This is a genomic window from Blautia hansenii DSM 20583, from assembly GCF_002222595.2.
Lineage (GTDB): Bacteria > Bacillota > Clostridia > Lachnospirales > Lachnospiraceae > Blautia > Blautia hansenii.
In genome coordinates, this window is sequence record NZ_CP022413.2 from 94,059 (window position 1) to 106,248 (window position 12,190).

11 protein-coding genes and 1 pseudogene are annotated in these 12,190 nt (G+C 39.4%); 5 read left to right on the forward strand and 7 right to left on the reverse strand.

What is annotated here, in order from left to right; all coding sequences use genetic code 11:
• Positions 1-366: 366 nt before the first annotated feature.
• From tnpC (CGC63_RS00505) to tnpA, 7 genes and pseudogenes are all read right to left on the reverse strand, one after another.
• Positions 367-1,965: an IS66 family transposase gene (tnpC, locus tag CGC63_RS00505; protein ID WP_003023092.1), complete on the reverse strand. Its 1,599-nt coding sequence runs from the start codon at positions 1,963-1,965 to the stop codon at positions 367-369.
• On the reverse strand, positions 1,889-3,508 hold the full coding sequence (gene tnpC, locus CGC63_RS00510; protein WP_089438656.1) for an IS66 family transposase: 1,620 nt from the start codon (positions 3,506-3,508) through the stop codon (positions 1,889-1,891). The genes tnpC (CGC63_RS00505) and tnpC (CGC63_RS00510) overlap by 77 nt, the downstream gene beginning before the upstream one ends.
• A 292-nt stretch (positions 3,509-3,800) precedes the next feature.
• Entirely contained in the window at positions 3,801-4,163 is a 363-nt protein-coding gene (gene tnpB / locus CGC63_RS00515; protein ID WP_009247574.1) for an IS66 family insertion sequence element accessory protein TnpB, read from the reverse strand.
• Complete coding sequence (locus CGC63_RS00520; protein WP_003023175.1) at positions 4,153-4,518, reverse strand: hypothetical protein; 366 nt, start codon at positions 4,516-4,518, stop codon at positions 4,153-4,155. Before CGC63_RS00520 ends, tnpB (CGC63_RS00515) begins: the two co-directional genes overlap by 11 nt.
• A 119-nt stretch (positions 4,519-4,637) precedes the next feature.
• Positions 4,638-4,802, reverse strand: a pseudogene (locus tag CGC63_RS15230) (IS66 family transposase); the annotation flags it as partial.
• A 151-nt stretch (positions 4,803-4,953) separates the two neighbouring features.
• On the reverse strand, positions 4,954-5,298 hold the full coding sequence (gene tnpB / locus CGC63_RS00525) for an IS66 family insertion sequence element accessory protein TnpB (protein WP_003023173.1): 345 nt from the start codon (positions 5,296-5,298) through the stop codon (positions 4,954-4,956).
• The gene (tnpA, locus tag CGC63_RS00530; RefSeq protein WP_040351255.1) at positions 5,292-5,705 is read right to left on the reverse strand and encodes an IS66 family insertion sequence element accessory protein TnpA; all 414 of its coding nucleotides are present in this window, start codon (positions 5,703-5,705) and stop codon (positions 5,292-5,294) included. The genes tnpB (CGC63_RS00525) and tnpA overlap by 7 nt, the downstream gene beginning before the upstream one ends.
• A gap of 259 nt (positions 5,706-5,964) precedes the next feature.
• On the opposite strand from tnpA, the gene CGC63_RS00535 reads away from it, so the two are divergent.
• From CGC63_RS00535 to CGC63_RS00555, 5 genes are all read left to right on the forward strand, one after another.
• On the forward strand, positions 5,965-7,413 hold the full coding sequence (locus CGC63_RS00535; protein ID WP_003023171.1) for an LCP family protein: 1,449 nt from the start codon (positions 5,965-5,967) through the stop codon (positions 7,411-7,413).
• A gap of 151 nt (positions 7,414-7,564) precedes the next feature.
• Complete coding sequence (locus tag CGC63_RS00540; protein WP_003023170.1) at positions 7,565-7,810, forward strand: helix-turn-helix domain-containing protein; 246 nt, start codon at positions 7,565-7,567, stop codon at positions 7,808-7,810.
• A 166-nt stretch (positions 7,811-7,976) separates the two neighbouring features.
• Positions 7,977-9,740 carry a phosphotransferase gene (locus CGC63_RS00545; protein WP_040351254.1) on the forward strand — a complete coding sequence of 588 codons (1,764 nt, stop codon included), beginning with the start codon at positions 7,977-7,979 and terminating at the stop codon, positions 9,738-9,740.
• A complete protein-coding gene (locus CGC63_RS00550) occupies positions 9,733-10,470 on the forward strand; it encodes an NTP transferase domain-containing protein (RefSeq protein ID WP_003023168.1) in 738 nt (245 codons plus the stop codon). Before CGC63_RS00545 ends, CGC63_RS00550 begins: the two co-directional genes overlap by 8 nt.
• Positions 10,454-11,974 carry a BCCT family transporter gene (locus CGC63_RS00555; protein WP_003023167.1) on the forward strand — a complete coding sequence of 507 codons (1,521 nt, stop codon included), beginning with the start codon at positions 10,454-10,456 and terminating at the stop codon, positions 11,972-11,974. Before CGC63_RS00550 ends, CGC63_RS00555 begins: the two co-directional genes overlap by 17 nt.
• Positions 11,975-12,190 lie beyond the last annotated feature (216 nt).

The window sequence follows — 12,190 nt, forward strand, 5'->3', positions numbered from 1 at the left end:
AACGATATGTAGCACAGCCAAAATCCCATGTGGAAGTATCATTGGAGTGGAACTTAGTGCAAATCATAGAGTATATATTCTACAGAAATATCCTAAACTCATAGAGTTGATGCGTTGTGTTTGAGAATTCCGTGAAGTATACGAAAAGAAAATTCTGCTGTCAGTGAACTCTCAAATGGTTTTGTTGAGGAAAGAAATAGAAAATTAAAAATGGTAAAACGTACGATGTATGGGAGAAGCAGCAAAACTAATGTATGTAAATAAGCATTTTACTCTATTTGATTTATGGTAAGCGCAAAATATTGCTACGCTGCCCATGAATCACGCTTGCACCAAAATGATAGATGCAAGCGTTTTACTCTATGTTTAGTTTTGACAGTTCGCTTTCGCAGTCTCGCTCCATGGGGCAAGCTGTTCCAGCTGTTCATCTGACATTTTAGCGTCTGGCCGCTGTGATAAGAGGTATGTCAGATATTTGTAGGTATTCAGGTCATTCGCTTTTGCCATCTCAACCATTGTATACACAATAGCGCTAGAGGCCGCTCCCTTCGGACTGGCACTGAACAGCCAGTTCTTCCGGCCAACAGTGAATGGTCTGATTGCATTCTCGCTAAGATTATTGGATAAACTGCAATGACCGTCTTCCAGATAGGTCATCAGGGTGTCTTTCCGATTTTGGGCATAGTTCACCGCTTTCGCCAAACGGGTTCCCTTATTTGGACGCTGTTGATCCAGCCAATTCCAGAATGCCTCCAGTATCGGCTTCTCCTTTTCAAGACGGAACTGTTTTCTCTGCTCCGCAGTATGATTTTTTGCTTTTGAGTACCGCTCACAATCAAACAGCTTGGAGCAGAATTGTACTCCCTGCACCGCCGGAAGGCTGTAATCATACTCTTTCCCTTTCGGTATGGCATCTGTGAAATAACGTCTCACATGTGCCCAGCAAGAGCAGCGTTTGATATCCGGCAGATCGTTATAACCCTGGTATCCATCGGTCTCCAGATATCCACGGAACCCCTGCAGGAAAGATGCTGCATGGAACTTTGCCCTTGTCTCTGTGTAATGATAGAGCAGGATCGGCGCAAGCCCATCTTCTCCACTGCGGAAGAGCCACATCCAGGAATCTGTTTCAGGATTGCGCTCCGGCTCATTCAGTACCTGAACCCGGGTTTCATCTGCCATCAGATATTTACGCATCCGTAACTGACGGTGAAAATAATCATAAACATGACAGAGGTAATTCTCGGCACAGTAAATGATCCAGTTAGCAAGCGTAGCCCGGCTTAATGGGACACCCAGCTGCTTCCATTCCGATTCCTGCCGGTTTAATGGCAGACCATTCTGGTACTTCTGGTGCATTGCCCATCCTACAACGGATTCCGATGCATAACTTTCTGGGATCAATGGTTCCTGAACAGGCGCTTTGACAAATGTCTGATCATCCGGGTGTTCCTCTGATATGGCACACTCCGGGCATTTATAGGTTTCACGATAGATATTTACTACTTTCCCTTTGGCAGGGGTAAACCGGAATTCATGGCGGACGAATTCTTTCCCAATACATTCCATCTGTGTTCCGCAGGTTGGACAGTTTCGCTCCTCCTCCGGAAGAGAAATGATCTCATCGCAGGAAGGAACATTTTTAAAGAGATCCGTATGTGTCCGTCGTGATTTTCTCTTATGTTCCGGAACAGTGATGTCATCAGGAAGTTCCTGTTTCCATGTCAGATCTGCCTCCTGCTCGGCTTCATCAAAAAGATTCAGCTGACCATCGATATCTTTCCGTTTTTCACTGGAAGTACCAAAGAGTTTCTTCGTGAGATATTCGTAAACGCAAAATAGCGAGTACCTTGACATTTTTAGGCGGCTGCTTTGCAGCCACCGATATTTAAGCTTTGCGAATCCCTGCCGGAAGTTTTTCTGACCAGGGCAGAAGATCTTCCAGAAAAGAACAGTCCTTATCATTCATGTGTTTCGGAATCTCTTCCAAGAGATGCTGCACATAATCAAAAGGTTTCAGATTATTGGCTTTTGCAGTTTCTACAATACTGTAAATAATTGCGGAAGATTTGGCTCCATGAATCGTATCGATCATCTGCCAATTCTTCTTTCCAATACAAAAACCTCGGATTGCCCTTTCGGATGCATTATTATCAATCGGAACATCTCCGTCTGTAAGAAATACCCGGAGATATTTTTCCTGATTTCGTGCATATCTAACGGCATCACCAAATTTGTCCTTTTTGGACACATTTATGGTTTTCAGGTACGCAAAAAAAGCATCCACAAGAGGTTTGATAACCGCCTGTCGCTGTTTCAGTCGTTCATCAGAAGAAAGGTCATTCAATTTCCCTTCTTCCCGATAGATTGCCTGAATCTGTTTCATCAGCAGAAATGCATTGGATTCCTTTTGGGATGGTTTGGGAATCAGCTTCAAAGCTTCATCAAATCTGCGGCGACAGTGCACCCAGCATCCAGCAATGGTCAGTTCTTCCAATTCTTTTTCTAAAGTATGGTAGACCTGATAACCATCTGTTACACAGATGCCATCGTATCCTTTCAGGAATTCCCGTGGATGGGATGCATTTCTTGTCTGCTGGTATTCATACAGGACAATCTGCCGGTCTTGATACAGATGACCAGAACGGTATACCCACATCCAGCTTTTGCTTCCGGCTTTGCGTCCGTCATGGTTTACAAGCAACGGCGTCTCGTCTGCCTGGATCACATGATAGAAATACAATTCTTCATGAAGATGATCATAAAGGATCGAGAGATATTCCTCTGCCAAACGTATGCACCAGTTTGCCATGTTCTGCCTTGTGATCTGCAGGCCATAACGCTGGAATTCCTGCTCTAACCGATAGAGAGGAACTGCATTCACATACTTTCCATTGATGATCGCAGCTCCAAGAGATGGTGATACCAAACTTCCATGCAGTAATGCTTTTGGATGGTCTGCTTTGACCATGTGCTCATCTGTTTTGCTGGCATACACACCGATGTGATGTTCTTCTACCTCTACCCTCGCAGGTACAAAATGATATTTTTTGGAAATGGCATCCGGTAACTGTTTCCACCCATTGACACCGAATTCTATTTCCAATTCCTCCTCTGACAGATAATGGTCAATCCGTCTGACCGTAAGTCCGGAAAGATCTGATTCTTTCTTTCCCTTACGCTTTGGCTGTTTTGGAGATTTGAGTTCCAGCTCATCAGGTTCTTTTTCATTGAGATCGTAGACAGCTTCCGCTTCATTGAAAAAAACAATAGTGCCGTCTACTTCTTGAAAACAGATCTGGCTGGTATCTTCCATTTTTTCAGATGACCTTCCAAAACGGTTCTGCTTACCAAGGATTACCTGTTCCATCAGAAGCTGCATTTTTTCATTCGATGCGTGAAGCTCCTTTGTTATGGCTTCCAATTGTTCCTGCTGTTGTAAAAGAAGCTGGATAAGAAACGACTTATCAACACTATTTAATTGTTCCTCCGTATACTTAACTGCCATAACCAAACCTCACTTTCCTGAGTGCTATTATAGCAGAACCAACGGTTTTTGGCTATTTTTGAATTCTGTCACCTTCGTCATTTTGACAGTGGATAACAGTCATGAATACCTGAAAATAAAAGCCTGAATTTCAGATATTTATGACTGTTATCCACAATCTGAAAAGTTTTGGAATCAGGAGTATATAGAAACTCACAGAAAACTTTCAGGATGTGAATAACTTTAAATTTTATATTGCACAGGGTGATTTATCATGGATGAAAGCAATTTTATTTTCTACGTTTTGCACAAATCACAAGGAGAATTCTGGACAGGAGATTTCTTCTATGGGATGTCTGGCAACGATTTCCAGACCTTGCATTAACATTTGATACTGGTCTGCACTAATTTCCAGTGCTTCTTCTTGTGTACGGGGCCAGCGGAAGTTTCCGTTTTCAATCCGCTTGTACAGAAGTAGAAATCCATCGCCCTCCCAGATAAGCCCTTTTATCCGATCTGTACGTTTGCCGCAAAATAAAAATAATGTATTCTTATCGTAAGGATCAAGCTGGAACTGAAAACGTATGATTCTGGCCAAGCCATCGATCCCTCTGCGCAGATCCGTAAATCCAGTCGCCAGATATACTTTTTTGAACCCGGAGCCATCATTGAGCATTGCCGAGCACTCCCAAAAGTGTTTTTAAAAATGAATCAGATGCCTGTTCGGTAATTTCCAGAGTGAGGTTGTTTCTGCCTCTAATCAAGGCAATGATTTTATACTCCGCTGCCATATTTACCGGCTGGATTGCAGAAGAGGGAACTTCTACAAATGTTTGTGTATGATCCGCTGTTTTCAGATAAGCCTCACGAACTTTCCGGAGTCTCCAGTAATAACTTGCTTTTGTAATGTCGTGTAGTTGACACCATTCATCGATTTTCATTCCTTGCGGACGGTTTTGGCAGTCCCTGACCATGTCAGCCCATTCGCTCAGACGGGTTTGCTGTGCAACTAAACTTGTATGAGATTTCATAACTCACCTCCTGTAGCAAAGTCAAAAAAGTTGAGTACTAAACTATTTGGACTTTGTAGTGATGAGTCTATTATCTCACATCGGATGATTTTGAACAGGTACTCGCTATTTTGCGTTTACAGATATTCAATCTGCTGACGAAGGTTTTCTTTTTCCAGACGGTCTGCTTCCAATGTTTTTTGTAAAGACTGGATCAATTCTGTCTGTGCGGAAATCGTCTTATTCAGTTGGTTGATCATGTCCTTGTACGCAAGGATTTTTGAATCTTTTGAATTACCGGCCATATGTCTTCTGCTCCTTTTTCATTGCTCTTATTATACCATAAAAAGCAATGAAAAAGAAGCAGAAAACCCAGTATTTACAAGGGATTGCAGACATGATACAGAGTGTGGAAAGCTCTCCATTTTTGTTGGTTGGCATAGAGTTTTTACACGATCATTGCGTAGGTTTGAATGCCTTTGGCTGTTCGATTTCAAGACCGGACATGAGCCAGTCGAATTGCTGCCAGGTCAGTTGCTTTACTTCCAGCTGATTTCTGGGCCAGCGGAACCTGCCCTGGACTTCCATGCGTTTATACAGCAGCACAAATCCGTCAGACTCCCAGAGCAAAGCTTTGATCCTGTCACAACGTTTTCCACAGAAAAGATACAGGGCGCTTCGCCTTGGATCCATATGGAGTTGTTCTTCTACAATAGCACACAGCCCGTCAATGGATTTCCGCATATCCGTTCTGCCTGTTACGATATAGATTTCATCGGCGGCTGTGATATCCCCTAACATTCCAACTCCTTCACAATGCGGAGCATTTGAGCCAGAAACTGAGGATCTATTCCATTTGGTATTGTTAGATGAAAACTTCCTACAGACAGCTTCATTGGCTCTGCTACGGAAAGGTTATTTCTTTCCGTAGCTACCGGAATCACATTGAATGGCTGTTCATATGGGGGCGGGTCAGTATCATGAAAATCCACTCTGACAACTTCCTGGCTTTCCGGTGCACGATAGCTGCGTCCGGTTGACGCTGGCAAATCCACACAACCTTTCTGACGCAGCCTTTTTACCCAGTTGTAAAAAGTTCCCGGTTTGATGTCGTGTTCCACACACCATTGATGATCTGTCAATCCACTTTGACGGCATTCCATGATGAGACGGTATTGTTCTTCGGCAGGTATTCTTTTGATTCTCATGAGCACACCTCCATAAATCGGATAGAGTAAAATGCTCGCATCTATCATTTCTAGCAAGAGAAGATGAAGTGAAATGCTTGCATTTTCTAATGATTATTATGGATTCATTTTTAGGGCAACACAATCCGTTGAAGTATTTTGCGCTTACAACGGGAGTTTGTTTATATGATAATTTCTATTGCATTTGGAAATGTCAAGTGCTAAAATTAAAAATTGATTATAGGAACTTATGTTATTAGTTTAATAGAAAGGACAAGAGATGAAGAAAAAGAGAATACCGGGAATTATAGCTGTGTTGTTAGAGGTAATTATATCCGCCATATTTATGATATTTTTATTTTCAACGAAGATGATTCCCAATAAGTTATTTTTACTGATTGGTGTAGGAATACTTGTACTTACAGTTATTGTATATTTACTTACAATGAATTTTAAGAATAAGGTTCGTTTTGTAATAGGTATTGTACTGATTGTATTAATTACAATCTGCTATATTGTTGGCGGTGGATATTTGAAGAAGGGTATTGATACATTATCTGATATTACAAAACCAGCAGTGGAAAAAACCGGAATTGCAGTATATGTTCGTGAGTCAGACAAGGCGGAAACTCTGGAAGATACAAAGGGATACACATATGGTGTATTAGAGGCATTAGATAGAGAGAATACAGATACAGCCATGGAACAGATGAGTGAAGTCATCGGAAATATTGAGACAAAAAACTATACAGATGTATCTGCGTTAGTAGATGGTTTGGAGAAAGAAAAAGAAGTTGATGCTATTATCCTGAACACAGGATTTATGAGCTTACTTGAGAGCAGGGAAGATTATGAAACTGTGAAGGCTCAGATGAAGCAGGTTCATGTGGAAGAAATTGAGAAAAAGGTAGACTCCGTGGAGGAACCAGTGGCAAGCTCAGAAATTCCAAAGACATTTTCTGTCTATATTAGTGGAATTGATTCTCGCGAAGGTCTTGTAGCAAACAGCCGCAGTGATGTTAATATTGTAGCTACCGTGAATACAGAGACACATCAAGTGCTGTTAGTTTCTACTCCACGAGATTATTTTGTACCATTGTCAATTTCTAAGGGGGTTCCTGATAAGTTGACACATGCAGGAATTTATGGAATCGATGTCAGCAAAGATACACTAGCAATGTTGTATCAGACAGATATTGATTACTACTTCCGTGTAAATTTTGGAGGATTTGAAAAAATTATTGATTCACTTGGTGGTATTACTATTGTATCAGATTATACCTTTGATTCAGAGAATGTAGATGGATATTCATATGTAAAGGGTGAAAATCAGGTGAATGGCGCACAGGCATTGGCATTTGCCCGTGAAAGATATGCGTTTTCAGAAGGTGACAGACAGCGTGGTAAGAACCAACTGCATGTTATCGAAGGAGTAATTAAGAAAGCTATGAGCCCGGCTATTTTGAAGAATTTTTCACAGACTATGGAAAGTCTTGTGGGAAGTTTTGAGACAAATATTCCATACGATGTCATTGCCGGTCTTATCCGCCAGCAGTTGAGTGAGGGCGGAGAATGGTCTGTAGAAAGCTACAGTGTAGATGGTAGTGGTGCAACGAAAGTACCATATTCAATGAGTATGGCGGCCTATGTTATGATTCCGGATATGAATACAGTGAATACAGCCATTGAAAAGATGAACCAGGTAAAAGAAGGAATTACAGAAGAATAAAAGTAGTGCTTAGCAGGTTTATTTATGAACCAGGCAACTCCGAGAAAGCAGTTTATAGTTTCCATTGGAGAGGCCTGGTTCGGACTTTATACATATATTTTATCTCATTTTATATGTTTAGGTGTGTTAGGGGAATGATATAAAAACGGAGGTGTTATCTAGGAAGGATGCACGAAAGCTATTAGCAGAACGTGTAAATGAATTGTGCAAGGAAAAGAAACTTACATATGAGGAATTATCATCTAAGTCTGAAGTTCCTATTGAAACAGTATTACAGATGGCAGATGGTTCGGTGAAAAATCCGGGGATATTTGCAATCGCTAAAATTTGTGAAGGATTGAATGTTTCACTAAAAGATTTCTTTGATACAGATGAATTTAGAAATATTATGATATAAAACATTATTTAGAAATATTTTCGATTTCAAGAGCTGTTGCTTTGATTATTAAAAATCATAAAGCAGCAGCTTTTTGTCTATATAAAATAATAAAATACTTCTTGCGTCTTTTTCCCAAAGGTGTTATGATACTATTATGTTCATAAAAATTAAAAGGAGAAAGAACATGAACATTCAAGAATATGATTTAATGAACTGCATCATGAAACAGGACTATGTGAACCAGAGAATTTTATCAGAGATAACAGGATATTCTTTGGGCAAGGTAAACAGTTCTTTGAAGAAACTGACAGAATTAGGTTATTTAGATGAGAAAATGCAGTGTACCCCAAAGGTATATGAAGAATTAGAAGATAAGAAGCCGAACAATGCAATTATTCTTGCCGCAGGATTTGGAATGAGGATGGTTCCCATTAATGTGGAAGTTCCAAAAGGGATTTTGGAGATTAAGGACGAGCCGTTGATTGAAAGGCTGATTAAGCAGTTACAGGAAGCAGGGATTTTTAAAATTGATATTGTTGTAGGATTTATGAAGGAACAATATGATTATTTAATTGATAAGTATCATGTAAATCTGATATATAACAAGGATTATATGACGAAGAATAATCTCTATTCTTTAAAATGTGTTATGGATAAAGTTGGAAATACTTATATTTTGCCTTGTGATTTATGGTGCTTTGAAAATCCTTTTTCAGAGAGGGAATGGTATTCCTGGTATATGCTTAGCAACAGAGAGGTTGAGGAGAGCAATGTAAGGATTAACCGCAAGAAAGAGATTGTGGAGACTAAGAAGAATGAACTGGGAAATCAGATGTTTGGTATTTCTTATATTTTGAAGGAAGAGGCAGAGGTTTTAAAAGAGAATATTTTACGTCTTTCAAAAGAAAGGGAATATTCTTATGCATTCTGGGAAGAAGCTGCAATGAAGAATGGCAAGATGATTTTAAAGCCTCGTGAAGTTTCTCAAAATCTGGTATATGAAATTAATACGTTAGAGGAATTAAGGGAATTAGATGAAGATTCTAATCAGCTAAATTCAGATATTATTTCTTTGATTTCGAAAGTGCTTTCCTGTGATACAAAGGAAATTGTAGAGATAAAAGCTTTGAAAAAAGGAATGACAAATCGTTCTTTTGAATTTAGTTGCCGAGGAGAGCGTTATATTATGCGTGTTCCGGGAGAGGGAACAGATAAGATGATTAACCGTAAGAATGAATATAATGTCTATCAGGCATTGGAAGGTCAGAATATCTGTGATCCGGTTTGTTATATGTCTCCTGAGACAGGATATAAAATTACTAAATTTTTAGATAATGCCAGGGTATGTGATCCTTATGCAGAAGAAGATGTGCAGAAATGTATGAAAAAGCTTCGTGGATTTCATGAATGTAAGCTGCAGGTAAATCATGAATTTGATTTGTTTGGTCAGATAGAATATTACGAATCACTGCGAAATGGAACAAAATCCATGTATCGTGATTATGAGGAAACAAAAAGAAAGGTATATGAGCTGAAAACCTATATTGATAAAGCTCCTAAGAATATAGCACTTACTCATATTGATGCAGTTCCGGATAATTTCCTTTTTACAGGGGATGAAATTCGTTTGATTGACTGGGAATATGCAGGAATGCAGGATGTACACGTGGATATTGCAATGTTTGCGATTTATGCCATGTATGACAGAGAGCATGTAGAGAAATTAATTGATGCTTATTTTGATAATGCTTGTGAAAGAGCGATTAGGATAAAAATTTATGCTTACATTGCGGTATGCGGATTTTTATGGAGCAACTGGTGTGAATATAAGAGTATCTGTGGTGTGGAATTTGGAGAATATTCTCTGAGACAATACCGATATGCAAAGGATTACTATAAGATTGTGAAGGAAGAGCTTAGCAGGGAAGGAAAAGAAGAAAATGTATAAAGTAAAGCGTGCAATTATTATGGCGGCAGGGATTGGAAAGAGAATGCAGCCGGTGACATTGGAAACACCAAAACCTCTTGTAAAGGTAAACGGAGTACGAATGATTGATACCGTTATACAGGGACTTTTAGAAAATGGAATATCAGAAATCTATGTGGTTGTGGGATATTTAAAAGAGAAATTTGCGGTTTTAGAGCAGGAATATCCACAAGTAAAACTGATTGAAAATCCTTATTATGATATTTATAACAACATTTCTTCTCTGTATGTGGCAAGGGATTATCTGGAAGATGTGATTATTTTGGACGGAGACCAGATTATTTACAACCCTTCTATTTTGGCACCGGAGTTTGAGCGTTCCGGTTACAATGCAGTCTGGACAGATGAGGAAACCGATGAATGGCTGATGACGGTGGAGAATGGAATTGTGAAATCTTGCAGCAGAACCGGTGGAAAATCAGGTTGGCAGCTCTTTAGCATTTCTCGTTGGAATGCAGAAGATGGAAAGAAGCTGAGAAAGCATCTGGAAGAAGAATTTGAGGAGAAAGAAAATCGCCAGATTTACTGGGACGATGTGGCAATGTTCTGTCATCCACAGGAATACCGGTTGGGAATTCGTAAAATGCAGGCAGGCGACATCATAGAGGTGGATAATTTATCAGAACTTGCCCAGTTAGATAGCAGTTACGAGAAATATTTAGGAGGAAATTCAGATGCAGAAAGACAGTAAAAAACAGATTGATTGGACCATTACTCTGGTTCCTCTTGGAATTGTAGTTGCCCTTAGTGTGTTATTTTTCTTTATGCCGGAGCAGTCTAATGCAATATTGAGCCAAATTCGTTTTTTCTTTGGTGATACATTTGGAACTTATTATCTGGTAATCGGACTTGGTGTATTTTTGCTTTCCATTTATATAGCAATGTCAAAGTATGGAGATATTGTGTTAGGTGGCAAAGATGAGAAACCAAAGTATTCCTTTTTTGCATGGGGCAGTATGATGTTTACCTGTGGACTTGCAGCAGATATTTTGTTTTATTCTTTCTCAGAATGGGTTATGTATGCATCAGATCCCCACATTGCAGAGCTAGGAAGTATACAGGAATGGGCAGGAGTGTTCCCTATGTTCCACTGGAGCTTTATTCCATGGGGATTTTACCTTGTTTTGGCAGCTGCATTTGGGTTTATGCTCCACGTAAGAAAAAGAGAACGTCAGAAATATTCCGAAGCATGCCGTCCTTTATTGGGTAAACATACAGACGGATTAGCAGGAAAAATAATTGACTTATTAGCAGTGTTTGCTCTGCTGGCAGGAACAGCAACAACCTTTAGCGTTGCAACTCCTTTGATGGCAGAAGTGGTAAGCGAGCTGTTCCACGTTGAAATCAGTCGTACAGTAATTACGATTATTATTCTGCTTTTAACTTGCCTTGTTTACACCTATTCTCTTTTACACGGATTTAAGGGGATTAGTTTTCTGGCAAAAGCGTGTATTTATCTGTTCTTTGGGTTATTGGTGTTTGTTCTTTTATTCGGAGGAGAGACAAAATACATTATTGAATCAGGATTTGCTTCTTTTGGAAAGATGATCGGAGAATTTGTGGAGCTTTCTACCTTTACAGATCCTCTGAGAACATCTTCTTTCCCTCAGAATTGGACGATTTATTACTGGGCTTATTGGATGGTTTGGTGTGTTGCAGCTCCATTCTTTATCGGAAGTATTTCCAGAGGAAGAACCATTCGCCAGACAATTTTAGGCGGATATGGATTTGGAGTGGGTTCTACACTGGTAAGTTTTGTGGTTTTAGGAAATTATTCTATGGGACTGCAGACATCCGGTGCAGCAGATTTTATTGCACAGTATCAGGCTGACGGAGATGTATATGGAATGATTATTTCTGTAATTAAGACACTGCCATGTGCACCGTTGATTTTAGTGTTATTATTGATTACGATGATTGCATTTTATGCAACTTCTTTTGACTCTATTGCACTGACAGCTTCTTGCTATAGTTATAGAAAACTGGGAGAAAATGAGAGTCCAAATAAGCTGATACAGTTAATGTGGTGTATCTTGTTGATTGTACTTCCTATTGGACTGGTATTTTCGGAAAGCTCTATGAGCAATCTGCAGTCTGTCAGTATTGTAGCAGCGTTTCCTATAGCGATTGTCATTGTGATGATTGCAGTCAGTTTTATAAAAGATGCGGGGAAATATTTGAGAGAGAAAAAATAAAAAGGAAGAGTAAGAAGACGAAAGCATCCATTTCTTTCGTCTTCTTTATTTTTTCATATTTATTGTGAATATTATAAGAAAAAAAGGATAATGAAGGAGTTTTTTTGTAAGGTATGGAAAAAATGAGAAAATATGCAAGAAAACATTAAAAAATGGAAAGAAATCTGCTATAATTAGACGAAAATACAAAAAAATAAAACGATTGTACAAATAGGA

Coding starts and splice junctions, on each gene's coding strand:
- tnpC (WP_003023092.1), bottom strand. CDS start 1,965: ATGATAAGGACTGTTCTTTTCTGGAAGATCTTCTGCCCTGGTCAGAAA.
- tnpC (WP_089438656.1), bottom strand. CDS start 3,508: ATGGCAGTTAAGTATACGGAGGAACAATTAAATAGTGTTGATAAGTCG.
- tnpB (WP_009247574.1), bottom strand. CDS start 4,163: ATGCTCAATGATGGCTCCGGGTTCAAAAAAGTATATCTGGCGACTGGA.
- CGC63_RS00520 (WP_003023175.1), bottom strand. CDS start 4,518: ATGAAATCTCATACAAGTTTAGTTGCACAGCAAACCCGTCTGAGCGAA.
- tnpB (WP_003023173.1), bottom strand. CDS start 5,298: ATGTTAGGGGATATCACAGCCGCCGATGAAATCTATATCGTAACAGGC.
- tnpA (WP_040351255.1), bottom strand. CDS start 5,705: ATGAGAATCAAAAGAATACCTGCCGAAGAACAATACCGTCTCATCATG.
- CGC63_RS00535 (WP_003023171.1), top strand. CDS start 5,965: ATGAAGAAAAAGAGAATACCGGGAATTATAGCTGTGTTGTTAGAGGTA.
- CGC63_RS00545 (WP_040351254.1), top strand. CDS start 7,977: ATGAACATTCAAGAATATGATTTAATGAACTGCATCATGAAACAGGAC.
- CGC63_RS00550 (WP_003023168.1), top strand. CDS start 9,733: ATGTATAAAGTAAAGCGTGCAATTATTATGGCGGCAGGGATTGGAAAG.
- CGC63_RS00555 (WP_003023167.1), top strand. CDS start 10,454: ATGCAGAAAGACAGTAAAAAACAGATTGATTGGACCATTACTCTGGTT.